This window comes from Bacillus amyloliquefaciens DSM 7 = ATCC 23350, assembly GCF_000196735.1.
Lineage (GTDB): Bacteria > Bacillota > Bacilli > Bacillales > Bacillaceae > Bacillus > Bacillus amyloliquefaciens.
Genome location: NC_014551.1, coordinates 3074230 through 3098229, shown reverse-complemented (window position 1 = coordinate 3098229; position 24000 = coordinate 3074230). Strand labels below are relative to the sequence as shown.

26 protein-coding genes and 2 pseudogenes are annotated in these 24000 nt (G+C 45.8%); 22 read left to right on the top strand and 6 right to left on the bottom strand.

Annotated features, from left to right (window positions below; translation table 11 throughout):
- Positions 1-15: 15 nt before the first annotated feature.
- The 4 genes from lipA to BAMF_RS35960 all read left to right on the top strand — a co-directional run bounded on the left by lipA (position 16) and on the right by BAMF_RS35960 (position 2670).
- Positions 16-912 carry a lipoyl synthase gene (lipA, locus tag BAMF_RS35975; protein WP_003151923.1) on the top strand — a complete coding sequence of 299 codons (897 nt, stop codon included), beginning with the start codon at positions 16-18 and terminating at the stop codon, positions 910-912.
- Between the two features lie 218 nt (positions 913-1130).
- Positions 1131-1406 (top strand): YutD family protein, encoded by a 276-nt coding sequence (locus BAMF_RS35970; protein WP_003151928.1) that lies wholly within the window; start codon positions 1131-1133, stop codon positions 1404-1406.
- A gap of 25 nt (positions 1407-1431) precedes the next feature.
- Positions 1432-1866, top strand: a complete 435-nt coding sequence (locus BAMF_RS35965; RefSeq protein ID WP_013353456.1) for a DUF86 domain-containing protein — start codon at positions 1432-1434, stop codon at positions 1864-1866.
- A gap of 33 nt (positions 1867-1899) precedes the next feature.
- Complete coding sequence (locus tag BAMF_RS35960) at positions 1900-2670, top strand: TIGR01457 family HAD-type hydrolase (protein WP_013353455.1); 771 nt, start codon at positions 1900-1902, stop codon at positions 2668-2670.
- Positions 2671-2696: 26 nt separating this feature from the next.
- Here BAMF_RS35960 and BAMF_RS35955 read toward each other — a convergent pair whose 3' ends face one another.
- The gene (locus tag BAMF_RS35955) at positions 2697-3197 is read right to left on the bottom strand and encodes a phosphatidylglycerophosphatase A family protein (RefSeq protein WP_013353454.1); all 501 of its coding nucleotides are present in this window, start codon (positions 3195-3197) and stop codon (positions 2697-2699) included.
- Between the two features lie 153 nt (positions 3198-3350).
- Here BAMF_RS35955 and yutH point away from each other — a divergent pair, with 153 nt between their 5' ends.
- The 5 genes and pseudogenes from yutH (at position 3351) to BAMF_RS35930 (ending at position 9935) form a co-directional block, all read left to right on the top strand.
- Positions 3351-4367, top strand: coding sequence for a spore coat putative kinase YutH (gene yutH / locus BAMF_RS35950; protein WP_014472214.1), 1017 nt, complete (start codon positions 3351-3353; stop codon positions 4365-4367).
- Between the two features lie 199 nt (positions 4368-4566).
- Positions 4567-5868, top strand: coding sequence for a homoserine dehydrogenase (locus tag BAMF_RS35945; protein WP_013353452.1), 1302 nt, complete (start codon positions 4567-4569; stop codon positions 5866-5868).
- Entirely contained in the window at positions 5868-6926 is a 1059-nt protein-coding gene (gene thrC / locus BAMF_RS35940) for a threonine synthase (protein ID WP_014470982.1), read from the top strand. Before BAMF_RS35945 ends, thrC begins: the two co-directional genes overlap by 1 nt.
- Positions 6923-7852: a homoserine kinase gene (gene thrB / locus BAMF_RS35935; protein WP_013353450.1), complete on the top strand. Its 930-nt coding sequence runs from the start codon at positions 6923-6925 to the stop codon at positions 7850-7852. Before thrC ends, thrB begins: the two co-directional genes overlap by 4 nt.
- Before the next feature lie 101 nt (positions 7853-7953).
- Positions 7954-9935: pseudogene (locus tag BAMF_RS35930) on the top strand (S9 family peptidase).
- Between the two features lie 32 nt (positions 9936-9967).
- On the opposite strand, the gene BAMF_RS35925 reads toward BAMF_RS35930, so the two are convergent.
- Positions 9968-10303 (bottom strand): NifU family protein, encoded by a 336-nt coding sequence (locus BAMF_RS35925; protein ID WP_171866182.1) that lies wholly within the window; start codon positions 10301-10303, stop codon positions 9968-9970.
- Positions 10304-10382: 79 nt separating this feature from the next.
- Between BAMF_RS35925 and BAMF_RS35920 the strand changes: the two genes are divergently transcribed.
- Positions 10383-10709 (top strand): YuzD family protein, encoded by a 327-nt coding sequence (locus BAMF_RS35920; RefSeq protein ID WP_013353449.1) that lies wholly within the window; start codon positions 10383-10385, stop codon positions 10707-10709.
- A 36-nt stretch (positions 10710-10745) separates the two neighbouring features.
- Here the strand turns inward: BAMF_RS35920 and BAMF_RS35915 are convergent, their stop codons facing one another.
- A complete protein-coding gene (locus tag BAMF_RS35915) occupies positions 10746-11813 on the bottom strand; it encodes an NAD(P)/FAD-dependent oxidoreductase (protein ID WP_013353448.1) in 1068 nt (355 codons plus the stop codon).
- 266 nt (positions 11814-12079) lie between these two features.
- On the opposite strand from BAMF_RS35915, the gene BAMF_RS35910 reads away from it, so the two are divergent.
- The 4 genes from BAMF_RS35910 (at position 12080) to BAMF_RS35895 (ending at position 15083) form a co-directional block, all read left to right on the top strand.
- Positions 12080-12316, top strand: coding sequence for a YuzB family protein (locus tag BAMF_RS35910; protein WP_013353447.1), 237 nt, complete (start codon positions 12080-12082; stop codon positions 12314-12316).
- A 134-nt stretch (positions 12317-12450) separates the two neighbouring features.
- A complete protein-coding gene (locus tag BAMF_RS35905; RefSeq protein WP_013353446.1) occupies positions 12451-13671 on the top strand; it encodes a NupC/NupG family nucleoside CNT transporter in 1221 nt (406 codons plus the stop codon).
- 120 nt (positions 13672-13791) lie between these two features.
- Positions 13792-14646: a diaminopimelate epimerase gene (gene dapF, locus BAMF_RS35900; protein ID WP_013353445.1), complete on the top strand. Its 855-nt coding sequence runs from the start codon at positions 13792-13794 to the stop codon at positions 14644-14646.
- Between the two features lie 74 nt (positions 14647-14720).
- Entirely contained in the window at positions 14721-15083 is a 363-nt protein-coding gene (locus BAMF_RS35895) for a HesB/IscA family protein (RefSeq protein ID WP_013353444.1), read from the top strand.
- Between the two features lie 175 nt (positions 15084-15258).
- On the opposite strand, the gene BAMF_RS35890 is transcribed toward BAMF_RS35895, so the two are convergent.
- Complete coding sequence (locus tag BAMF_RS35890; protein WP_013353443.1) at positions 15259-16020, bottom strand: SDR family oxidoreductase; 762 nt, start codon at positions 16018-16020, stop codon at positions 15259-15261.
- A 376-nt stretch (positions 16021-16396) separates the two neighbouring features.
- Here BAMF_RS35890 and BAMF_RS35885 point away from each other — a divergent pair.
- The 7 genes and pseudogenes from BAMF_RS35885 to BAMF_RS35855 all read left to right on the top strand — a co-directional run bounded on the left by BAMF_RS35885 (position 16397) and on the right by BAMF_RS35855 (position 21342).
- Positions 16397-16935: pseudogene (locus BAMF_RS35885) on the top strand (GNAT family N-acetyltransferase).
- A gap of 257 nt (positions 16936-17192) precedes the next feature.
- Entirely contained in the window at positions 17193-17765 is a 573-nt protein-coding gene (locus BAMF_RS35880) for a hypothetical protein (RefSeq protein ID WP_013353442.1), read from the top strand.
- 47 nt (positions 17766-17812) lie between these two features.
- The gene (locus BAMF_RS35875; RefSeq protein ID WP_041481666.1) at positions 17813-18145 is read left to right on the top strand and encodes an uberolysin/carnocyclin family circular bacteriocin; all 333 of its coding nucleotides are present in this window, start codon (positions 17813-17815) and stop codon (positions 18143-18145) included.
- An 82-nt stretch (positions 18146-18227) separates the two neighbouring features.
- Positions 18228-19883: a hypothetical protein gene (locus BAMF_RS35870; RefSeq protein ID WP_013353440.1), complete on the top strand. Its 1656-nt coding sequence runs from the start codon at positions 18228-18230 to the stop codon at positions 19881-19883.
- A complete protein-coding gene (locus BAMF_RS35865; protein WP_013353439.1) occupies positions 19876-20580 on the top strand; it encodes an ABC transporter ATP-binding protein in 705 nt (234 codons plus the stop codon). Before BAMF_RS35870 ends, BAMF_RS35865 begins: the two co-directional genes overlap by 8 nt.
- Entirely contained in the window at positions 20577-21104 is a 528-nt protein-coding gene (locus BAMF_RS35860; RefSeq protein WP_013353438.1) for a stage II sporulation protein M, read from the top strand. Before BAMF_RS35865 ends, BAMF_RS35860 begins: the two co-directional genes overlap by 4 nt.
- Before the next feature lie 16 nt (positions 21105-21120).
- Entirely contained in the window at positions 21121-21342 is a 222-nt protein-coding gene (locus tag BAMF_RS35855) for a DUF5970 family protein (protein WP_013353437.1), read from the top strand.
- Positions 21343-21401: 59 nt separating this feature from the next.
- On the opposite strand, the gene guaC is transcribed toward BAMF_RS35855, so the two are convergent.
- Positions 21402-22382, bottom strand: coding sequence for a GMP reductase (gene guaC / locus BAMF_RS35850; RefSeq protein WP_013353436.1), 981 nt, complete (start codon positions 22380-22382; stop codon positions 21402-21404).
- A gap of 218 nt (positions 22383-22600) precedes the next feature.
- On the opposite strand from guaC, the gene BAMF_RS41575 reads away from it, so the two are divergent.
- Positions 22601-22744, top strand: a complete 144-nt coding sequence (locus tag BAMF_RS41575; protein WP_013353435.1) for a hypothetical protein — start codon at positions 22601-22603, stop codon at positions 22742-22744.
- A gap of 40 nt (positions 22745-22784) precedes the next feature.
- Here BAMF_RS41575 and yumC read toward each other — a convergent pair whose 3' ends face one another.
- Positions 22785-23780: a ferredoxin--NADP reductase 2 gene (gene yumC / locus BAMF_RS35845; RefSeq protein WP_013353434.1), complete on the bottom strand. Its 996-nt coding sequence runs from the start codon at positions 23778-23780 to the stop codon at positions 22785-22787.
- Between the last annotated feature and the right edge of the window lie 220 nt (positions 23781-24000).

Below are 24000 nucleotides of genomic sequence, written 5' to 3'. Positions count from 1 at the left end.
GGAGATGATGGGGAAATGGCAAAGAAAGACGAGCATCTGAGAAAGCCGGAATGGCTCAAAATAAAGCTGAACACGAATGAAAACTATACGGGCCTGAAAAAATTAATGCGTGAAAATAATCTGCATACCGTATGTGAAGAAGCAAAATGCCCGAACATCCATGAATGCTGGGCTGTAAGACGTACGGCGACATTCATGATTCTAGGTTCTGTCTGTACGAGAGCATGCCGATTCTGCGCTGTAAAAACGGGTCTGCCGACTGAGCTGGATCTGCAGGAGCCGGAACGCGTAGCTGATTCCGTCGCGCTGATGAATTTAAAACACGCCGTCATTACGGCCGTGGCGCGCGATGACCAGAAAGACGGCGGAGCAGGCGTCTTTGCGGAAACGGTCCGGGCGATCCGCAGAAAAAGCCCGTTCACGACGATTGAAGTGCTGCCATCCGACATGGGCGGAAATTACGACAACCTGAAAACATTAATGGATACCCGCCCTGATATTCTGAACCACAATATTGAAACCGTGCGCCGCCTGACACCGAGAGTCCGCGCCCGCGCAACATATGACCGTTCTTTGGAATTTTTGCGCCGTGCAAAAGAAATGCAGCCGGACATCCCGACCAAATCAAGCATTATGATCGGCCTCGGCGAAACGAAGGAAGAAATTATTGAAGTCATGGACGACCTGCTTGCGAACAATGTCGACATCATGGCGATCGGCCAATACCTGCAGCCGTCGAAAAAACATTTAAAAGTCCAAAAATATTATCATCCGGACGAATTTGCCGAACTGAAAGAAATCGCGATGCAAAAAGGCTTCAGCCACTGTGAAGCAGGCCCGCTTGTCCGTTCTTCCTACCATGCGGATGAACAGGTAAACGAAGCGTCTAAAAAACGCCAGGCCCAAGCATAATAAAAGCCGAAAAAACCCAAACCGCCGCAGGTTTTGGGTTTTTTGTGATGGAGCCGTTTTTTCTGGGGAAAAGTCATTCTTGAATAAGGATCGTCTGAACCGCTACACTGGATATAAAAGGGGAAAATTCTCCGGGCAATCCAAAGCGTCTCATTTTGCAATTGATGGACAGAAGTCAATGAATTATGATAGTAAAGAGTGATAAAAGAGGTGAAGACATGATTCTTATTCAAAATGCCGAGTTTGAACTCGTACATGATTTTAAAAACGGCTTTAATGAAGAAGCGTTCAAAGCCCGCTATTCAGACATATTAAATAAATATGATTACATTGTGGGAGACTGGGGATACAGTCAGCTGCGGCTCAAAGGCTTCTTTGATGACCAGAATCAAAAAGCAACCTTTGAAACGAAAATCAGCACATTGGACGAATATATTTATGAATACTGCAATTTCGGCTGCGCGTATTTTGTTTTAAAACGAATCAGAAAATAATTGATGCAGAAGGGGATGCTGTCACGTGTATTTTGTTGACAGAAATAAAATCGAACAAACACTCCGTTTTTTTGAGAACCAGCTGGCGCTGTTTGATAGCACGCCGGCATGGCAGAGCGAGATCGAAAAACGGGCGCTTGAGCGGATCAGCCATCTTATGATCGAATGCATTCTCGATGTCGGAAATGATATGATTGACGGCTTTATCATGCGCGATCCGGGCAGCTATGATGACATCATGGATATTCTGACGGATGAAAAGGTGGTAGCTGAAGAAGAAGGAAATAAGCTGAAGCAATTGATTTCTTCCAGAAAGCAGCTTGTCCAGGAATATCAGCACGCCGATCATCAGGAACTGTTTGCGTTGATCACGTCAAACAAGGACGTGCTGAAAGCCTTTCCGGTCCGAGTAAGAACCTACCTTGAAACAGAATTAGGTCCTGTTTCCGCATTTAAATAACAACAAGTGAGAAAATCCACAGGAGTGTTGAGTATGAAGGATTATAAAGGATATTTGATTGATTTGGACGGCACAATGTACAACGGGACGGAAAAAATCGAAGAAGCGTGTGAATTCGTGAGAACGCTTAAAGCGCGCGGCATTCCGTATTTATTTGTGACGAACAATTCTTCCCGGACGCCGAAGCAGGTGGCGGACAAGCTGATGAGCTTTGACATTCCGGCATCTGAAGAACAGGTCTTCACGACGAGCATGGCGACTGCGCAGCATATCGCCCAGCAGAAAAAAGATGCATCGGTATATGTAATCGGCGAAGAAGGCATCCGCCAGGCCATTGAAGAAAACGGGCTGAGCTTCGGAGAAGAAAACGCGGACTTTGTCGTTGTGGGAATCGACCGCGGCATTACATATGAAAAATTGGCAACGGGATGCCTTGCGATCAGAAACGGCGCCCGGTTTATTTCAACAAACGGCGACGTCGCCATTCCGACCGAAAGAGGGCTGTTGCCGGGGAACGGTTCACTGACGTCCGTTTTGACGGTGTCAACGGGCGTTGAGCCTGTCTTTATCGGCAAGCCTGAATCCATTATTATGGAACAGGCGATGCGTGTGCTCGGAACGGATATTTCCGAAACACTCATGGTCGGCGATAACTATGCAACGGATATTATGGCCGGCATCAACGCGGGGATGGACACGCTGCTGGTTCACACGGGTGTGACAAAGCGTGAACATATGGCCGGTTATGACCAGAAGCCGACATATGCGATTGATTCCTTAACCGAATGGATTGAACATCTATAAAAAAAGGACGGCCATTACGGCCGTCCTTATTCTGTATTTCTGGCGCTGTGAGCAAGCCGGCTTGAAGCCGCTGCTGCGATTGCGCCGACGATATCATCGAGAAATGTATGGCATTCGCCCGTTGATTTATCATTTAAACGCCCGAGAATGCCGGGTTTTTCTTTATCAATGTAACCGTAATTCGTAAAGCCGATCGAGCCGTATATGTTCACGATAGAGAAGGCGAGCACCTCGTCGACCCCATACAGGCTTTCATCAATCGCCAGAATGGTCTGAAGCGGTTCAGACAGCTTCTTTTGTTCGGCGAGCACATCTAATTCTATACCCGTTAAAATCGCGTTTTGCACCTCGCGTTTTGCGATGACACGGTCTACATTGAGCCTGCATTCCTCCATCGTCAAATCAGGATGATATTTTTTCTGGAGGAAATACACAAGATCGGCAATATCGTCCGTCTCAACCCCCCGTTCTTTTAAACGCGCTCTGGCGACAGCTTCCACCTGATTCAGTTGTTCCTTTTCTGACATTTGTTTCACCCAATCTTTTTTACTAGTTTAGACAGCACCCTTCCGATGTGTACGATATTTCTCCTCTTCGTTCAAAGGAATACAATATGTATTCATAATTCCGCCGGCGTATGACTACGATGTGAATAGCTCTAATTTTTCAGGCAGGTGATTATGATGAAAAGCATCATTAAAGAAAAATACGGCATCCACGTCAGACAGCTTTCCGTTTATCAGAAATACCAATGCTTTCAGACGCCCAATTCCTTCTTTCTTATTATTCCCGTCTCCGGCTTTACGCAATCGGAGCTGACCGAGCTTTATTACATGAGTCAGTATTTACAAGAACAAAGTGACCCATACGTTTCCGTGTTTATCTTTACGAAGGAAGGAGAGCTGACCTTTGAGGACGAAGGCAAAACGTATGCGCTCTTAAAAGCGCCGATTCCAGTCTCAAACCGGCCGTTTTCTGTCGGCGGGGAGCTTGCCGAATTCCACAGAAAAGGGCGGGGCTTTCCGTATGAAGTGAAAGAAGCGGGCAGGATCGGCCAATGGAAGGACTTATGGGGGAAACGGGTGGATCAGCTGGAATCATTCTGGATGCAGAAAATTCATATGTCTCCGCTTGAACCGTTCGAAAAGAAAATGATCGAAGCATTTCCTTATTATTCAGGCTTAGCGGAAAACGCCATTCAATATTTAGTGGATACGGAGCTGGATGACAATCCCGGCGCGGAAGACTCGGGGACGATCTGCCATCAGCGGATGGAGCGGGATACCTGGTCTGCTGAATCATTGATCCGCATTCCGGGGGATTGGGTATTCGACCATGCAGCCCGTGATATTGCGGAATATATGCGCAGCACATATTTGTATCACCGTGACGACTTGCTTAATGACGGGTTTTTGTTTTTGCAGGAATATGAGCAAATTACGCCGTTATCCTCCTTTTCAAAACGCCTGTTTTACAGCCGGCTGCTGTTTCCGCTCCATTTTTTCGAGACGGTGGAGAGCTATTATATCTCTCATGATTCTGAAAAGCACTTTTACGAAGAGCAGCTTGACTACATTCTTGCTGACTGCACCCGTTATGAACAGTTTTTACAGACCTGTCACGACATGATGAATGTCAGATCGGCGCAGATTTTTGTCCCGCCTGTGGCTTGGCTCGGAAAAGGAAGAAATTCGTAAGAAGATATGACGTAAAAATATTTGGAAAATAGAGAATCTTGTCACATCAATGTGTTAAGCGTTTTCATGACCGTATAACCAATATTCAGCCGCTTGTCAAAACAAAAACAGGCTTATATAATATTTGTAACTTAAATGTCTGTGAAGGGTTAACAATTGTCCTTTTCTAGTGGACAAAAGGGAGAAAGGTGGAGTTTCTTTGGAAGCGATTCGTATTGGACTGTTAGGACTGGGAACCGTGGGAAGCGGTGTCGTCAAAATTATACAAGATCATCAGGATAAGCTTATGCACCAGGTCGGCTGTCCGGTGACGATAAAAAAAGTGCTAGTTAAAGATATTGATAAAAAACGAGAAGCAGACCTGCCGAAAGAAGTGCTGACGACAGAAGTCTATGATGTGATCGATGATCCTGAAGTCGATGTGATTATTGAGGTCATCGGCGGCGTCGAACAGACGAAGCAATACCTGCTTGACGCCTTGAGTGCGAAAAAGCATGTGGTGACCGCGAATAAAGATCTGATCGCTGTGTACGGCTCGGAGCTTTTAGCCGCCGCAAAGGAAAATGGCTGTGACTTGTATTATGAAGCGAGTGTCGCCGGCGGAATCCCAATTTTACGCACGCTCGAAGAAGGGCTTTCCTCTGACCGGATTACAAAAATGATGGGGATCGTCAACGGAACGACGAACTTCATCTTAACGAAAATGATTAAAGAAAAAAGCCCGTATGAAGAAGTGCTGAAGGAAGCGCAGGATCTCGGATTCGCGGAAGCGGACCCGACCGCCGATGTAGAAGGACTGGACGCCGCGCGCAAGATGGCAATTTTAGCCCGTCTCGGTTTCTCTATGAATGTCGATCTGGATGATGTCAAAGTAAAAGGGATTTCCCGCATTACGGATGAAGACATCAGTTTCAGCAAACGGCTCGGCTACACAATGAAGCTGATCGGCATCGCCCAGCGTGATGACAATAAAATCGAGGTCAGCGTTCAGCCGACACTGCTTCCGGATCATCATCCGCTCGCTGCGGTGCATAACGAGTACAATGCCGTTTACGTGTACGGAGAAGCCGTCGGCGAAACGATGTTTTACGGGCCCGGAGCAGGAAGCATGCCGACTGCGACTTCAGTCGTTTCCGATCTTGTCGCGGTTATGAAGAACATGCGTCTCGGCGTAAACGGAAACAGCTTTGTCGCGCCGCAGTTTGAAAGAAATCTGAAGCAGCCGTCAGATATCTACGCCCAGCAGTTTTTACGGATTCACGTCAAAGACCAAGTCGGCTCCTTTTCAAAAATCACATCCGCCTTCTCAGAGCGCGGCGTAAGCTTTGAAAAAATTCTGCAGCTGCCGATCAAAGGCCATGACGATCTCGCGGAAATCGTGATTGTCACGCATCACACGTCAGAAGAGGATTTCAGCGACATTCTGCAAAACTTAAATGATCTTGAAGTCGTACAAGAAGTCAAAAGCACATATCGCGTAGAAGGGAACGGTTGGAGCTAATGTGGAAAGGACTCATTCATCAATATAAAGAATTTCTGCCGGTAACGGATCAGACGCCGGCTCTGACATTGCATGAAGGCAACACGCCGCTCATTCACCTTCCGAAGCTTTCTGAAAAGCTCGGAGTTGAATTGCATGTGAAGACAGAGGGCGTTAATCCGACGGGCTCCTTTAAAGATCGCGGCATGGTCATGGCGGTCGCCAAAGCGAAAGAAGAAGGCAATGACACGATCATGTGCGCCTCAACGGGCAACACCTCTGCGGCGGCTGCGGCATACGCGGCGAGAGCCGGCATGAAATGCATCGTCATCATTCCGGACGGGAAAATCGCCTTCGGAAAGCTTGCGCAGGCCGTCATGTACGGAGCGGAAATCATCGCGATTGACGGAAACTTTGACGACGCGCTGGCCATCGTCAGGTCGATTTGTGAAAAAGCTCCGATTGCATTAGTGAATTCAGTAAACCCTTACCGGATTGAAGGGCAAAAAACAGCGGCCTTTGAAGTATGCGAACAGCTCGGCGGAGCGCCGGACATTCTGGCGATCCCGGTAGGAAACGCAGGGAATATCACGGCCTATTGGAAAGGGTTCAAAGAATATCATGAGAAAAACGGCACCGGACTTCCGAAGATGCGCGGCTTTGAGGCGGAAGGTTCTGCAGCTATCGTCCGCGGCGAGGTCATTAAAAATCCTGAAACCGTTGCAACGGCAATCCGGATCGGAAACCCGGCCAGCTGGGACAAAGCCGTTCTCGCAGCAAAAGAATCAGCCGGAAAAATTGATGAGGTCACAGATGAAGAAATTCTTCATGCCTATCAGCTGATTGCCCGTGAAGAAGGCGTATTTGCCGAGCCGGGCTCCTGTGCATCCATCGCCGGCGTTTTAAAACAGGTCAAATCCGGTGAAATTCCAAAAGGAAGCAAGGTTGTCGCAGTCTTGACCGGCAACGGCCTGAAAGATCCGAACACGGCTGTAGACGTATCTGAATTAAAACCGGTCACGCTGCCGACGAATGAAGACAATATTCTGGAATACTTAAATGGAGCGGCGCGTGTATGAATGAGGCGGAGATGCTGTTTTCCATTACGGTTCCGGGAAGCACCGCCAACTTAGGACCGGGGTTTGATTCCGTCGGGATGGCGCTCAGCAGATATTTGAAGCTATCGGTTTTCCGACATGATGAATGGAAGTTTTCGGCGGAAACCGAAACTGTCGCGGGCATCCCTCAAGGAACGGACAACCTCATCTACCAGGTCGCCAAACGGACGGCTGACCGCTGTCAGAAAGAGCTGCCTCCCGTACATGTCAAAGTATGGAGTGACATCCCCCTTGCGCGGGGACTCGGCAGCAGCGCGGCCGCTATCGTCGCCGCTATTGAGCTTGCGGATGAATTATGCGGCCTGCAGCTGTCAGAAGCCGACAAGCTGCACTTAGCCAGTCTTGAAGAGGGGCACCCTGATAATGCCGCTGCTTCCCTCGCAGGAGGGCTTGTGATCGGCCTCCACGAAGAAGATGAAACACATATCGTGCGTGTTGCCGAGGCGGATATCGACGTTGTTGCAGTCATTCCGTTTTACGAAGTTCTGACAAGGGACGCAAGAGACGTGCTCCCGAAAGAGCTGCCGTATCGCCGCGCCGTTAAAGCGAGCGCCGTCAGCAACCTCCTTGTTGCCGCAATCATGTCAAATGACTGGGCGCTTGCGGGGAAAATGATGAGAAAAGACATGCTGCATCAGCCGTACCGTGCCATGCTTGTTCCTGAGCTTTCGAAGGTGGAGCATGCGGCCGAAATGAAAGGCGCTTACGGGACGGCGCTGAGCGGAGCGGGCCCGACGATTCTTGTCCTGACTGCAAAAGGAAAGGGAGAAGAGCTGAGAAAACACCTTTCTCAACATTTTCCGCACTGCGAGATTGCAGCGCTTACCGTCCCGTCAGAAGGAAGCATAATTGAACGGAATCATTTAGAGCAGATCAAAAGTGTATAATGGTAAAAAGCGTTCTTCCCATAAGAGAAGGACGCTTTCTTTTTCTGGAGAAGGAATTTTATTTAGGGAAGCGAAATAAAAGAGAAAAGGAGGAGAAACAATTGAAAAAACTCATAACCGAGGAGGACATTGCGTCTCTCGTATCCGTGACGGATCCCCAATATGCCCCTGACGGCAGACGGGCCGCGTACGTCCGGACAAAAGTCAATGATAAACGGGACTCTTATTCATCAGCCATTATGGTATATGACACAGAATCCGGTACCTCAAACCCGTGGACATTCGGGGATAATAAAAATTCAAGTCCGCGGTGGTCGCCTGACGGACGGCGCCTTGCCTTTGTTTCTGACAGAGAGGATGGTGTCCCCCAGCTGTACATCATAGACGCTGCCGGGGGAGAGGCGGAACGGGCGGCTGATATTCCTTGGGGCGTGGCAGATCCGATATGGGCTCCCGACGGCAGATCCGTGCTTGTGTCCGTCAGTCTGACATCAGCGGAGCGCGCCGATGAGAAAGAAAAAAAGAAGCAAGACGATATGAGCCGGTAAACATTCAGTCATTAACATATAAACGTGACGGGAAAGGCCTGCTGAACGGAAGCTGGACACAGCTTGTGCTGATTCATCTTGAAACGGGGGAGATTCAGCAGCTGACGGATCATGAAGCGGATCATTTTGACGCAGCCTTTTCACCGGACGGAAAGCAGCTTGCGTTTACCGCCAATTTATGCGAGCCGGGTGATGCCGGAAAGCCGAGGGATGTCTATCTGATGAATCTGGCGGACGGAGATCTCAAACAGATTACGCCGCACAGCGGTTCTTTCGGTTCCTGCGTGTTTTCACCGGACGGCTCTTATATCGCGTTGCTGGGCCATGAGAATGAATTTCGCAATGCTACTTTAGTAAAAGCGTGGCTGTACGACGTGAAAAATGAGCGGCTGTCCTGTCTGACCGACATGCTGGATGTTCATTTGAGCGATGCGCTTATTGCGGATTCACTTATAGGAGGAGTGACGCCCCGGCCGGTATGGACAAACGACGGACAGGGATTTTACGTCCTCGGCAGCGAGCAGGGAAGCACCGGGATTTATTATATCTCGATTGACGGCCTCGTATATCCGATCCGATTAGAAGAAGAGTACGTGAACGGTTTTGCTTTTCATCCGGATCAGAAAAGCTGTATCGCCGTAATTGTCAAACCCGAACGGCCTTCTGAGCTTTACAGCATTTCGCTTGAAGATGGGGAAGAGAAGCAATTGACAAACAACAATGATCGGTTTGCGGAGGAACATATCATATCCGTGCCGGAAAAGATGCAATATGAAACACAGGACGGACTGACGGTGCATGGCTGGTTTTTGAAGCCCGCAGCTTTTGAAGAGGATCAAACATATCCGCTCATTTTATACATACACGGCGGGCCTCACATGATGTACGGCCATACGTATTTTCACGAATTCCAAGTACTGGCCGCACAAGGATATGCCGTCGTGTATGTCAACCCGAGAGGAAGCCACGGCTATGGGCAGGATTTCGTCAATCGTGTCAGAGGGGATTACGGGGGCGGAGATTACCGTGATGTCATGCAGGCGGTGGATGAGGCCATTCAGGCGTATCCGTTTATTGACAGCGGCCGTCTCGGTGTGACGGGCGGAAGCTACGGAGGGTTTATGACCAATTGGATTGTGGGACAGACCGGCCGTTTTAAAGCAGCCGTCACACAGCGTTCCATCTCTAATTGGTTCAGTTTCCACGGTGTCAGTGATATCGGCTTCTTTTTCACTGACTGGCAGCTTGGGCATGATCTGTTTGAGGAAGCGGATAAGCTTTGGGATCGTTCACCTGTCAAATATGCGTCCCGCGTTTCGACACCGCTTCTGATCCTGCACGGTGAACGCGATGACCGCTGTCCGATAGAGCAGGCCGAGCAGCTCTTTACCGCATTGAAGAAACTAAACAAAACGACGGCGTTCATCCGGTTTCCGAAAGCCACGCACGAGCTGTCGAGAAGCGGCCATCCGGAACAGCGGATGAAACGCATCCGTTATATCCGTTCATGGTTTGATGACTATTTGCAAAAATAAAAAACCAGGCTGTATTCAGCCTGGTTTTATAATTAAAATACTTGTTCTACTTCAACGACACCCGGCACTTCTTCAAGAAGGGCGCGTTCGATTCCGGCTTTCAGCGTAATCGTTGAACTTGGGCAGCTGCCGCACGCGCCAAGGAGGCGAAGCTTTACAATGCCTTCGTCTATGTCAACAAGCTCACAGTCACCGCCGTCACGAAGCAGAAACGGGCGTAATTTATCCAATACTTCCTGTACTTGCTCTTTCATTTCAACCTCAGTCATGAGATTCGCTCCTTTCATATACATAAAACCATTATATTCACAGTAACGGTAAAAATCTAATGTTTGGTTTGCAAAGCTGCTTTCTCCATTATAGCATATTTAAACTTGAACATAAAAACCGTTTTTTATACAAAAGAAGCCCCGTCCTTTGTATACTGGTGTAAAGGGGATGATAAACATGACAAAGCCGGTTACACTCAGTGTTTACGGCGCTGAAACGCTCTGTACAAGCTGTGTAAATATGCCGAGCGCCAAAGATACATTTGAATGGCTGGAGGCGGCGCTGAAACGGAAATATCCGGAGCAGCCTTTTAACATGCGGTACATTGATATTGACACACCGCCCCGGCAAAAGGACACAGAAGAACTTGCGGAGCGAATCAGAAACGATGAATTTTTCTATCCGCTTGTGCTGGTGGAAGATGTCATTGTAGGGGAAGGGAATCCGCATTTAAAAGATATATATGAAGAAATGGAAAAGCGCGGCTATGTTGCGGGCTCATAAAATTGGCCGCTGATCGCAATCAGCGGCTTTCTTTTATCAGCCGTTATGATGCTTGTACATCCATAAAAGGCCAGATTTTAACAGGCGGGGCACACGCCCGATCAGCGGACGGTCGTTGACAAGACCAAATCCCGCTTTTTTTCCGAGTGAGCCGAGAACGCCTTTCAGCTTAAATTGCGGCATTGTTTCCGGCAGCTCTTCATTGTTCCATCGTTTCAGGAGGATCTGCACAATTTGTTCAGCTTGCGCTTCAGCCAGCTGGGCGCTCGGCGCATGCGGAAGGCTTGCGCAGTCACCAACGACATAAACATGTTCATCTCCCGGAAGGTTATGATACGGTGTTAAAACGATGCGGCCTTGCGGATCTTTCTCAGCGTCCAGTTCTCTGACGGCTTTATTCGGCTGAATTCCCGCCGTCCACACGACGGCATCGGCCGATATTGCTTCATCATGATTATAAACGATGCCGTCTTCCACTTTTGTAATATTCGCATTATTGATAATGGTGACACCGTGTTCTTCAAACCACTTCTGAACGTACTTGCTGAGCCTTTTCGGAAAGCTTGATAAAATCAGCTCGCCCCGGTCAAATAAAATAATCTTCAGATCGTCACGGCTTTCTCTTAATTCACTGGCAAGCTCCACGCCGCTTAATCCCGCTCCGACAATAGCGACAGATGCATTGGCGCCGAGGTTGTTCAGCTTTTGATAGGCTTCGCGTGACTGATCAATGGTCTGAATGCTGTAAGTATGTTCCGGCGCGCCGGGCACGTTATGATACTTATCCTCGCAGCCCAGTCCGATCACCGCGTCATCGTAAGAAATCGGTTCGCGGTCATGAAACAGAACTTGTTTGTTTTTCGTGTCAACGGAAGCCACCTCACCGTATTGAACATCCAGACTCGGATGCTCAGGAAAGGACACCCTGATATGATGATCAGAAATCGTGCCGGCAGCGAGCGCATAATATTCTGTTTTTAAGCAGTGATACGGGTTTCTGTCAATCAGCGTGATGGATATATCTGACGGAAGCTGGTTCGGCAATAAACGGTGCAGCACCCGCATGTTCCCGTAACCCCCGCCGATCAAGACCAATTTTTTCATAATGATTCCCCTTTTGCCCGAAAAATATGGTAGTCAATGTTGTTACAAAATAACGAACTATGTAAAATAACATCTAGAATTATATCGAATTTGATCTAAAACCACAATAATAGTTTTAAAATAACCTACAAATTGACCAGAAAATACGTAATAGTAAAACCTTTACCCTGAATTAATATGTTACGATAACATTGAGCGTGAAATCTGATCTTTGACGAATAGAGGAAATTCCGTTAGGATAAGGTACATATGTGAGGTGAAACCGCATGAATCCGATGATTGAATTCTGTGTCAGCAATTTAGCGCGCGGTTCCCAACAAGCACGGGAGATATTGGAGAAGGACACGAATCTGGACGTGCTTGAATACGGCTGTTTAAGCTATTGCGGGAAATGCATGGAATCCCTGTTCGCCCTGGTTAACGGCGAAGTGGTCACGGGAGACACGCCTGCTGAACTGGTTGACAACATATATACATTCATAGAAGAAAATCCGATGTTTTAATCAGAGGCTCCGAACGGGGTCTCTTTTTTATAGCGCCCCGGGTTTCGGCAAAATAAAAAATTTGTAGACAGCAAAAATAAATATTGTTATCTTAATAAAGACTTTTTTTAAATAAAATTTTAGAGGTGTATTCATTGAATATCGTTTGGGGGCTGCTCGGGGCAGCGGCTATATTAGCCATTGCTTTTTTGTTGTCAGAAAAGAAAAGCAAAATTAACCTGCGAACCGTTATTGTCGGTTTATGTTTACAAATGGCCTTCGGATTCATCGTATTAAAGTGGGATGCCGGCCGGGCCGTATTTTTATGGTTCTCAAGCCGTGTGCAGCTTCTCATTGATTATGCGAACGAAGGCATCAGCTTTATTTTTGGACCGCTGTTAAAAGTGGGCAGCAGCCCGGCTTTTGCGCTGAGCGTTCTGCCGGTCATTATCTTTTTCTCAGCGCTGATTGCCGTTTTGTATCACCTGAAAATTATGCAGCTTATTTTTCGCGTCATCGGCGGCGGACTCTCAAAGCTTCTTGGGACAAGCAGAACGGAATCGCTTGCGGCGGCTGCGAATATTTTTGTCGGACAGTCTGAATCACCGCTTGCCATTAAACCGCTGATTGCGGGATTGACCCGCTCCGAGCTGTTTACGATTATGACGAGCGGCCTTTCGGCTGTAGCGGGTTCGACGCTTTTCGGTTACGCCCTGTTAGGCATTCCGATCGAATACTTGCTGGCGGCCAGCTTTATGGCGGCTCCCGCCGGTCTTGTCTTCGGAAAAATATTAATACCGGAAACGGAAAAAACGCAGACGATAAAAGGTGATTTTAATATGGACGAAGAAGGCGAAGGCGCCGCTAATGTGATTGATGCTGCGGCAAAAGGCGCGTCCACAGGCCTTCAGATTGCTTTAAATGTCGGCGCCATGCTGCTTGCGTTTGTCGCTCTCATCGCCGTATTGAACGGAATTCTCGGCGGAATCGGCGGCTGGTTCGGTTTCAAACATATTACATTAGAATCCATTCTCGGTTACGTGTTTTCACCGATCGCATTTGTTATCGGTGTTCCTTGGCATGAAGCACTCGGAGCGGGAAGCTATATCGGACAAAAGCTTGTGCTGAATGAGTTTGTCGCTTATTCAAACTTCGGTCCTCATATTGCGGACTTTTCTAAAAAAACGTCTACGATTATCAGCTTTGCGCTGTGCGGATTTGCCAACTTCTCTTCGATTGCGATTATGCTCGGCACACTGGGCGGTTTGGCCCCAAGCCGCCGTTCGGACATCGCGCGTCTCGGGTTACGGGCGGTTATTGCGGGAACACTCGCAAACCTTCTCAGCGCGGCGATTGCCGGCATGTTTATTTCGTAAACGATAAAAGCTCCCTGCATATGCAGGGAGCTTTTATGTATGAAAAACGGGGGATATTTGTATTGTGTCCGAGGGGAAGAGCTTTTATACTAAGTAAAAGAAAAAAAGTTGGAGGCCGATATGAATTCATTCCGTTTTACCAAGATGCACGGTCTTGGAAACAGTTATATATATGTAAACCAATTTGAAGAACAGCTGCCGGAAGAACGGCTGGCTGAGATTGCCGTTAAAGTGTCCAGCGTTTATACGGGTATCGGCTCTGACGGAATGATCCTCATCTGTCCGTCAGAAAAAGCGCCTGTCAAAATGCGGATTTTTAATAATGACGGCTCAGAAGGAAAAAATTGCGGCAACGGCCTTCGCTGTGTGGCAAAGTACGCATACGAACATAAGCTGACAGAAGAAACGTCCTTTTTCATTGAAACGCTCTCAGGCCTTGTAAAAGCAGACATTACTGTAGACAACGGAATTGTGAGTGAAGTTGCCGTCGATATGGGTGAACCGCGCCTGACCAAAAAGGAGCTGCCGATGCTCGGCAATGAAGATGAACGGACGATCAATGAAACCTTTGTTTTTGGAGAGACGGAGCTTTCAGGAACAGCCGTATCAATGGGAAATCCCCATATTGTCTTTCCGGTTGCCGATATCAGCCAAGCGCCTCTTACAACGCTCGGCCCCGTCATTGAAAAAGACCCGAGATTCCCGGAAGGCATCAATGTCGAGTTTGTGGAAACCGTCAGCGCCGATGAACTGCATTTCCGCGTATGGGAACGCGGCTCCGGCATTACACAGGCTTGCGGAACAGGCGCCTGTGCGGCGGCTGTCGCATCCGTATTGAACGGTGTTTCCGAACGAAACCGGGATATCACCGTTCATTTAGCCGGCGGCGACCTTGTGATTAATTGGCAGGACAACGGGCATGTGCTGATGACAGGCCCCGCCGAAACCGTATGCAGCGGCGTCTATTATTTGTAAACAGCTCGTTTGAGAATTGGGTCTTTCATGTTTATAATAGATAACAGCATTCGTTTTAAAAAGGAGGCCATACCATGAGTGTTCCCGTAACAATTACTGAAGCAGCGGCTTTGCACATAAAAGATATGATGAAAGAGCACGAAGAAGAAAACGCGTTTCTCCGTGTAGGCGTAAAAGGCGGCGGCTGCAGCGGCCTGTCTTACGGAATGGGTTTTGAGCATGAAAAAGGCGAAAAAGACAGCTTGTTCGAGCAGCACGGCATCAACGTTCTGGTCGACAGCGAAAGCCTTGATATTATGAACGGCACCATCATTGACTTCAAGCAGTCCATGATGGGCGGCGGTTTCACCATTGACAATCCGAATGCAATCGCTTCCTGCGGCTGCGGTTCTTCTTTCCGCACGGCCAAAAATGCCGGTACGCCGGAAGAGTGCTAAGGGATTCATAGGATTAGTGATGACGTCTTTCTTTTCGATGGAACTTACACCGTCGTTAAGGAAGGCGTTTTTATTATAGCGGAAAATCAAATATGGCGGATAGTTGCGGGGCAGTCCATTCTGTTTAATAAAAAAACCCGCTTCTGTTGAGCGGGTTTCACTTTTTTCAAAGATGTTATTCAATTGTATGTTTCATTGCATTGTACATATTTTCCACGTGCTCATCAGCTTGATCCCGTGACATGCGCAGCCGTTCCACTGAAGAACCATAACCGATTTCTTGTTTGCCCTCTTTAAGTCCTTTAAAAATCCCATCAGCGAATTCATCTAGCGGTTCTCCTTGAGTATGCAGTCCTGCTCCTCCTAAATCCGTATTCACTGCCGGAGGCGCAACTTCAATAACTTCTACAGATGAATCAGAAAGCTGATGTCTCAGACTCATCGTAAATGAATGAAGTGCCGCTTTCGTTGCTGAATAGATCGGAGCAATGGCAAGCGGTGTAAAAGCTAATCCGGATGTGACGTTAATGACAGCCGCATTTTCTTTTCCGGCAAAAACCGGGGCGAACAGCATAGACAGATGGAAGGGAGCTTCAATGTTCGTGGTGATTTCTTTATTAAAATAATCCCAATTGTCCTTCGCATCTGCTTTTAATACATGAAACCGCTGCTGAATCCCCGCGTTGTTCACTAGCACATTCACTTCCGGATGGTTCTCTGTCACCCAATCAAACAATGATACACGTTCAGATGGAATGCTCAAATCACTGACATAGGTAATAAGTTCCGGACATTTTTCTTTTGCTTTTTGAAGAGCATGTTCACGACGTCCGGTAATGATGACTTTATTTCCCGCTTTGACAAAGCGTGCTGCGAAAGCCAATCCTATCCCGGCATTTCCGCCTGTAATCAGTATTGTATTTCCTGTTAGTTTCATTTTAACGCCTCTTTTCCAATTGTTTTTCATTTCTTTGACAAACATTCACCGCTTTTTAAGTCGAAGTTCAATTAACTACTATCCAATCAATATATTGCTAAAATAACCGTTTCAAGGATTGAATCATCACGCACAATCAACAGCAGCAGTGATTCTGTAAAATTGAATTTTGTGCATCATCGGAAAACCGCCAAAATTATTCTTTCCTTGTCACAGGATAATGATACGACTTTAAGTATGGTTTAAGTCAACAAAAAAACTTGTGTTGCCGTTCCGATTAAAAAGGATAAAGTCTGGGATTTTTCTTGATTACCATATAACATTGGATAAGAGGTAGTGCTGATTATTATAAGCCATGTAAAAGGATGGGAGACTTATGCAGGAAGAAAACGCCATTGTTATCAGACCGCTCAGCCTGAATGATGCAGAGCGGGAACTGGTTCTGCAGACGGAAAACCGCATGTTTTTTGAACAGTTTGCCATGTCGAGACAAGAGGACTTTTATACGCTGGAAGGCCGGAAAAAACGAATTGAACAATCACTGAAAGATGCGGAAAATGATACAGAATACAGCTTCGGCATCTTTCTTCAGGATCAGACCCTGATTGGCACGATCAGTCTTTTTCAGGTTGTTCGAGGCTCCCTCCAAAGCGCTTTTATCGGTTACTTTTAGATGGAAAACATAATGGAAAAGGCTATGCGACGAAAGCTGTCAAGCTGATTGTTGATTATGCATTCAATGAGCTGAAACTGCATCGGATAGAAGCCGGTGTCATGCCGCACAATAAGGCGTCAATCCGAGTGCTCGAAAAAGCGGGCTTTCATAAAGAAGGTATTGCGAGAAAAAATGTAAAAATAAAAGGGAAATGGGAGGATCATCAGGTGCTGGCGATCATTCATCCGGAGGATAAATAACGATATCCTCCTTTTTTATCCGGCGTCTCATTCCCCAGGTATTCTTCCAATATCCTTAAATCAATTGTCCGAATATACTGTTTGTAAACTCGGATAAAAATAAAGGGTATATAGGACTAAAATTTCTGAATAATATCCTCTTTGACAACCGTTCCAAAGTCATATTTTCGTGAAAGTATGTTGATTTTTTCATAGAAATAAACTAAATTGTAAAAGTATAGAATAGTTATTTTATTTTGTAAGAAAAGGATGATAATATGATAGGTCAATTGAGCAATAAAAAAATATTTTTAAGTTCTTTTTTCATCATTTTGATCTGTTCATTACTCTTCCAATTTAGTATTTCAGATAAAGTGCTGCAGGCATATTACTCTTCTGTCGGTGAAAGTACCTACGATATCGGGGAGAAAAGTGTTCGTACTATTGTCATGTTCCTGCAAGGGTTTATGATCTTCACGACTTTTGTAGAAATTCTGATAGGCGGATTTCTGTTATTTGTTGCCGCTTTTATTCTTGGTTCAAAGAAACCGAAAAAAACATATTTGCTTCTATATACACTGACTTCTTTAATCTCGGCATTTAAAATGTTAATTCTATCAGTTGTTAACTATGTAACGGCTGATTCCTCACTTATATATTCTGCCGGCGGCTCCAAATTGAGTTTACAGCTGCTGGACCCGTTTCTGCTTCTATCAATCGCGGCTTTATATACTGCCGCAGGAAAACTTACCGATCTCAGCCAGAAAAAAAGAATCATTTTGACTGGATGTTTTGTTTTATTAAAACTCTTCACTATTTTCTTTAATTATTTTATGGCGGATAAAATTTAGCTCGGGAGAGAGTCAATGAAGCTGAATTTTATTATATATTAAAAAGCATAGTAGTAAAATCTAATAAAAAATCTTTCATTTTGTTTGGCGCGGCACTAGCTGCAGCAACTTTTGTTTATGCACTTTTATTAACGGGAACTGAATTAAATGTGGCGGCGGCTCATGCATTCTCAGCCAATGCTGAATTAGCTTCGACTCTTGGCATCTCTGCAGCAGCAGCTAAAAAAGCAATTGACATTATTGATGCGGCATCTACAATTGCTTCTATCATTTCTCTCATCGGTATCGTTACAGGCGCTGGTGCTATTTCTTATGCAATCGTTGCCACAGCAAAAACAATGATTAAAAAATACGGCAAAAAATACGCAGCTGCTTGGTAAAATCGATCAATAAATAATTGCTCTTTTTGTACAAGCTGCAAAAAGAGCCTCTCTCCCAAATACATATGTAAGGATTGAAAGTATGATAGTCAAACAAATTGCGGCTCTTATCAAATATAATACCCTGTCATCGTTTCGCAAAAGAAAGGAAGATTGGGGAATTCCTCAACTCAGCAGCAAACTGCTGTCTGCCATTATTATTTCTCTGTTATGTGTTTATCTCATTTTACTGGGATGCGGTGTCGTATTCGGGACAAAACTGATTCAGCTCCCTCTCAGCGCATGGGGACAATTTGTTTTAATCGCCGTTTCACTGGAGCAGCTTTTTTGGGCTGCCGGCTTCTTTAAAGAACATCAAAATGCCTTTCTGCTGGATACGCGCAAGGTCATTCATCAATTAAAAAAGGTTCGTTTTTTACAGCTGTTTTCTGTTTTTACCGGCCAGGCGATCAAAAAAACCATTTTCGTATGGTATCTTTTTGTTTTTCCGGTCTTTTTGTTTTTATCAAGCGCAGGCATGACTGGGTCTGCAGCGGTCATCGTATTTTTCCTGGGCTTCGTTTATTTTCTTCTCAATCTATTTTTATCTATGCTGTTTTCTTACGTTGTTTATCTTCTTACGAATATGTGGAGCAAACTATTTTACCTGAAAATCTTGAAGGGCATATTATTCAGCGTCAGTCTGCTGGTTCCGCTGGCAGTCGGGTATGCTGTTTATCTGCTCGTATTTGGGGAGTACACGGTAAAGGAAATCTCTGGATTTACGGAGTCACCGGCTTTCCGGAACATCCTCATGAATACGCCGTATGTATTGTTAGCATTCCGCTCCCATTCCGTGCTCGTCTTCGCCGCGGTATTTGCGGCAGCCGTCCTTTTAACGGCGGGGCTGTTTAAGCTGTGGTCGGCCACATTGAAGAAAATGGACCTTATCCCTTATATGTTTTTGACAAACGCTGATTTTGCGCCAAAACTGAAATTATATAGGAATAACAAAATATTTCATGCCGTTTTTCAAAAGGATCTGCTGTTCTTATCGAGAATTGACGGGTTTTTCATCAGAAATTTCGGCAGTATGCTTTATTTGTTCATGCTGTTTTTAGGTTTTTGTGTTCCGCTGCTCTCCCATCATTTCACCGGGTATTCGGCAGCGGCCATCGTATCCGCGGCGGTTATCATTGCGAACTTTTCGTATCAGCTCGTCGGGGATGCGCTCAAAACAGTATTATCAGTTGACGGAGAAATCAAAAATCAGCATCTGTTTCACCGGAATATTAAACATGCGTGGCAGCTTGTGTTTCCGAAAGTATGTATTTATAACCTTGCGGCTCTTATCTATTCGATCATCATCACCATTTTGATTACGGTGTTTTTTCCGTCTCCCGCTGCACTGACAATCTACTTGTTTATTGTATTTTTATGTTCTGGTTTTTTATACAGTCTTGTTCAGATTTCAAGCACCGCTCTGTATCCAAAGAAAAACTGGGAGCACCTGTACGAAATTGGAGAAGCGGGAAAAGCAAAGACGTACAACAACTTATACGGTTCTTTGATTTTCATTGTGTCGCTTCAAATCGCTGCGATCACGTCGTATTTTATCTATAAAAAGCCGGAAATTGAAACGATGCTTATTCATTCTGCATCAGGTATATTTGTCCTGTTCACACTATTAAACTATGGAGTCATGTTTCTGTTTCTTCGCAGAATCAATATGGCGGAAAGGTTTGCGAACAATGATTAAATTAGTAAATATACAAAAAAACTATAGTGAAAAACAGGTGTTAAAAGATATTTCTTTTGAAGTGAAGAAAGGCTCAATTTACGCTTTGCTGGGGACCAATGGGGTAGGGAAAACAACGACTTTAAAAATTATCTCGGGCCTGCTTAAACCGACTTCAGGCCGCGTTGTGATTGACGGCAAAGAAATGGATTCAGAAGAGGGGGGGCAAATATCGGCTGACATCGGTTTTGTGCCCGATCATACCTTTTTGTATGATTATTTAACGGGAGTCGAATACTTGCGTTTTACAGCTGAGATGTTTCAAGTGCCGTCCCAGCGGACAAATGATTATATAAAGAAAATGCTGGAGATGCTGAAGCTTTCTCAGGACGGTAATCAGTTGATTAAAACCTATTCGCACGGAATGAAACAGAAATTATCAATCGCGGCCGCGCTCATTCATCAGCCGAAGATTTTAATTCTTGACGAGCCGCTGACGGGCATTGATTTAATCAGCGGCAAAACGATACGGACGTTGTTAAAAGAGTACGTCAAACAGGGGAATACGGTTCTTTTATCGACTCACCTGCTGGAGCTGGCGCATTCGCTGTGCGATACGATCGGCATTATACACGAGGGCGTTTTTGCGGCGGAGTATCAGTCAGCCGAGCATTCATTAGAAGAGATTGAAGAAATGGCTGAGCGTATCTATACATGATGAATCGCATTTTGCCGGCAATCAGGACGTCCGCCATTCCGTTAACCGCGTCATTGCTGTTTTTTTCAGGCGGTGTAATCGCTGCGGTTTTTACTGATCACTTTGTTTCATCAGCGTCTTATAATGGCTCGTCAGGCGCGGTTGAACTGTTAAAAAATAATGCCATCGCTTGTCTGTTTTTAGCGGCAGGTTTTTTTACTTTCGGGTTAACCTCCATCTTTTATTTATTCACCAACGGTTTTATTTTAAGCGGCTCTATTATAGAAAATCTGCACAGCGGGATGCCTTTATATCAGATTATTTTACTGCTAATTCCTCATGGTATATTTGAAGTTCCTGCGTTATTATTAAGTGGCGCCATTGGTTTTAAAGGCGTTGAATTGATCATCAGACTGTGTTTTTCTAAGGAAAAAAAGATATTGAGATCAATGTTCAGGCATATCGGAATATTGGTGATGCTTATTATTTGTCTGCTGATCGCCGCTGCTATTATTGAAGCTTATATCACACCAATTTTTAAGTAAAAGGGGCAGAAATCATATGAGAAGCAAATTATCATTAATCGGTGTGCCGATTGTTATGATTATCGGTTATTTCATTTCTTTATCTTTTGAGTGGCTGTTCCCTGTCCTTACTTTTGGGGCGGCAGGGCTGTATCTCTTTATATTTGCCCCGGTGCAAAATAAATTCATTCGTTACATATTTCTGTTTATTTTTGTGATTAATCTGTTAGCCAGCGCGGCTCTTTATTTCCGCATTTAATAAAAAATGACATTCTTATTGAATGTCATTTTTTTATCTTTGAGCGGCTTTGCTGCGTGTTAAAATCTGTCGCCGTTGAAAATAGAGTTTTTCACGATCACGTAGTCGACATTGCGGATGGCTTCGAGTTTATTGCCGCCGGCGTAGGAGATGGAAGATTGCAGATCCTGCTCCATTTCAATCAGCGTGTCCTGCAGAGACCCTTTATGCTCGACATGCATTTTTTTGCCCTCTACATTTTTCTTTTCGCCTTTTTGAAATTCGGAAGCGGAGCCGAAATATTCTTTATAAAGCTTTCCGTCGATTTCGACCGTTTGTCCCGGTGATTCCTCGTGACCGGCGAATAATGATCCGATCATGACCATAGACGCGCCGAAACGGATGGACTTCGCAATATCCCCGTGCGTGCGGATGCCGCCGTCGGCAATGATCGGTTTGCTTGCCGCTTTTGCGCACCAGCGAAGCGCGGCTAATTGCCATCCGCCTGTTCCGAAGCCTGTTTTAATCTTTGTGATGCAGACTTTACCGGGGCCGATTCCCACCTTTGTCGCGTCAGCGCCGGCGCGTTCCAGCTCCCTTACGGCTTCAGGCGTCCCGACGTTCCCTGCAATGACAAAGCTTTCCGGAACATGTTCTTTAATAAATTGGATCATGCTGATCACGGCATTGGAATGACCGTGCGCGATATCGATGGTGATATAATCCGGCACAAGCTGCTGTGCTTTCAGCTCCCGAATGAATTCATAATCATTTTCCTTCACGCCGACACTGATGGAAGAAATCAGTCCGCGCGCTTTCATATCCTGAACAAAAGCCAGGCGTTTTTCCGGCTCGAAGCGGTGCATGATATAAAAATACCCGTTTTCCGCGAGCCAGGCAGCGATGTTTTCATCTATAACCGTCTGCATGTTGGCTGGCACGACCGGAAGTTTAAATGTGTGTCCGCCCAACGTAACTGATGTATCACATTCTGAACGGCTGTTCACAATGCATTTTGCGGGAATCAGCTGAATATCTTCGTAATCGAATACATTTTCCATACATAACACCCCTAAAAGCGAATAATAAAATTATATCAAAAATAAAACGTTCGTCTTTTTATAATGTACTTTGTTTTGTCAGGAATGTCAAATGATTTCATGCTGCCTTATATGCGGTCAGCTTGTCATCCAATTGCAGTTTGGTTATCATAGTAGTATTGATTGTTGTAAAACACTTGTCACGATAGATAGTTTTGCAGAGGAAGGGAGGGGCCGGTGTGGAAGAAAAACAGCCCGGGCACAGTCCGAAAGCCCAGAAAATTCAGGACCGGATTATTTTAGGCACGATTTGGGTCGTCTCAGCGCTTGTCATTGCGCTTGTTGTCGGAACTGTCATGAATTATATTTGGATGTTTAAATAAAAAAGAGTCTGTGCCGATATGACACAGACTCTTTTTTATATTATTTTTCAAACATGCTTGTAGAATGCAGAGGCTGGACGCGCGCTTTCGGGTCCATGTAAGCCTTCGCGTTGTTCACGGCTGTCGGAGCTTCGCCGAAACCGCTGGCAATCAGCTTGACTTTGCCTTCATATGTGCAGATATCTCCGGCGGCAAAGAAGCCTTCAATATTCGTTTCCATCGTGCTTTTGACGACGATGGAGTTTTTCTCGATTTCAAGGCCCCAGTTTTTAATCGGGCCGAGAGAAGAAACAAAGCCGTAGTTTACGATCAGGTCATCAATTTCAATGATTTCTTTGCGGTCGCCTTTCACTTCTTCAAGAACGATCTGTTCGATCCGGTCTTCACCGACAAGTTCAGTCGGAACAAACGGTGTCAGCACGTTGACTTTAGAATTGTGCAGGTTTTCTACACTGTGTTCATGCGCGCGGAATTTATCGCGGCGGTGGATGATGCTGACTTCTTTCGCGATCGGCTCAAGCATGAGCGCCCAGTCAACCGCGGAATCGCCGCCGCCCAAAACGGCAACGCGTCTGCCTGCGAATTGATTGAGGTCGTCAATGAAGTAGTGAAGGTTTTTGCCTTCATATTGCTCCGCTGATTCAAGCTCAAGCTTTCTCGGCTTAAACGCACCGTTTCCTGCGGTGATAATAACCGTTTTTGAATAGTGCGTTTCTGAATTTGTGACAAGCTTAAACACACCGTCCGCCTGTTTTTCAACAGATTCGACGGCCTGCTCTAAGCAGATGGTCTGCTCGAACTTTGCCATTTGCTCTTTTAAGTTGTCCACAAGTTCTTGGGCGCGGATTTTCGGGAATCCGGCTACATCATAAATATATTTTTCAGGGTACAGCGCGCTGAGCTGGCCGCCAAGCTGAGGCAGGCTCTCGATGATTTTAACGCTTGCCTGTCTCATTCCCCCGTAAAAAGCGGTAAACAGGCCGACCGGGCCGCCGCCGATGACCGTAATATCATAAACCTTTGAATCCTCTTGCATACCAAATTGCCTCCTAATTGAAAATTGTTATTAATTATAACATACAAATTGAAAGAATGACGAGTGCCGAAAACCGCCAGGCCGCTTCATTCTTGAAAAAAATCGCGGCCGCCGCTAAGATGGGGACAAATTCCATTCTGTTTTTTCCTGAATGTTTTCCGACTCTTCCGGATAGTATGGTGATATGCAGACATGTGCGGTTTTCTAAAAAATTTATAAT

Coding starts and splice junctions, on each gene's coding strand:
- guaC (WP_013353436.1), bottom strand. CDS start 22,382: ATGGAAAATGTATTCGATTACGAAGATATTCAGCTGATTCCCGCAAAA.
- yutH (WP_014472214.1), top strand. CDS start 3,351: ATGATGAAAAGCATCATTAAAGAAAAATACGGCATCCACGTCAGACAG.
- BAMF_RS35855 (WP_013353437.1), top strand. CDS start 21,121: ATGAGAAGCAAATTATCATTAATCGGTGTGCCGATTGTTATGATTATC.
- BAMF_RS35890 (WP_013353443.1), bottom strand. CDS start 16,020: ATGAAACTAACAGGAAATACAATACTGATTACAGGCGGAAATGCCGGG.
- BAMF_RS35895 (WP_013353444.1), top strand. CDS start 14,721: ATGAGTGTTCCCGTAACAATTACTGAAGCAGCGGCTTTGCACATAAAA.
- BAMF_RS35910 (WP_013353447.1), top strand. CDS start 12,080: ATGAATCCGATGATTGAATTCTGTGTCAGCAATTTAGCGCGCGGTTCC.
- thrC (WP_014470982.1), top strand. CDS start 5,868: ATGTGGAAAGGACTCATTCATCAATATAAAGAATTTCTGCCGGTAACG.
- BAMF_RS35915 (WP_013353448.1), bottom strand. CDS start 11,813: ATGAAAAAATTGGTCTTGATCGGCGGGGGTTACGGGAACATGCGGGTG.
- BAMF_RS35865 (WP_013353439.1), top strand. CDS start 19,876: ATGATTAAATTAGTAAATATACAAAAAAACTATAGTGAAAAACAGGTG.
- BAMF_RS35960 (WP_013353455.1), top strand. CDS start 1,900: ATGAAGGATTATAAAGGATATTTGATTGATTTGGACGGCACAATGTAC.
- BAMF_RS35970 (WP_003151928.1), top strand. CDS start 1,131: ATGATTCTTATTCAAAATGCCGAGTTTGAACTCGTACATGATTTTAAA.
- BAMF_RS35880 (WP_013353442.1), top strand. CDS start 17,193: ATGATAGGTCAATTGAGCAATAAAAAAATATTTTTAAGTTCTTTTTTC.
- yumC (WP_013353434.1), bottom strand. CDS start 23,780: ATGCAAGAGGATTCAAAGGTTTATGATATTACGGTCATCGGCGGCGGC.
- BAMF_RS35870 (WP_013353440.1), top strand. CDS start 18,228: ATGATAGTCAAACAAATTGCGGCTCTTATCAAATATAATACCCTGTCA.
- dapF (WP_013353445.1), top strand. CDS start 13,792: ATGAATTCATTCCGTTTTACCAAGATGCACGGTCTTGGAAACAGTTAT.
- thrB (WP_013353450.1), top strand. CDS start 6,923: ATGAATGAGGCGGAGATGCTGTTTTCCATTACGGTTCCGGGAAGCACC.
- BAMF_RS35860 (WP_013353438.1), top strand. CDS start 20,577: ATGATGAATCGCATTTTGCCGGCAATCAGGACGTCCGCCATTCCGTTA.
- lipA (WP_003151923.1), top strand. CDS start 16: ATGGCAAAGAAAGACGAGCATCTGAGAAAGCCGGAATGGCTCAAAATA.
- BAMF_RS35920 (WP_013353449.1), top strand. CDS start 10,383: ATGACAAAGCCGGTTACACTCAGTGTTTACGGCGCTGAAACGCTCTGT.
- BAMF_RS35955 (WP_013353454.1), bottom strand. CDS start 3,197: ATGTCAGAAAAGGAACAACTGAATCAGGTGGAAGCTGTCGCCAGAGCG.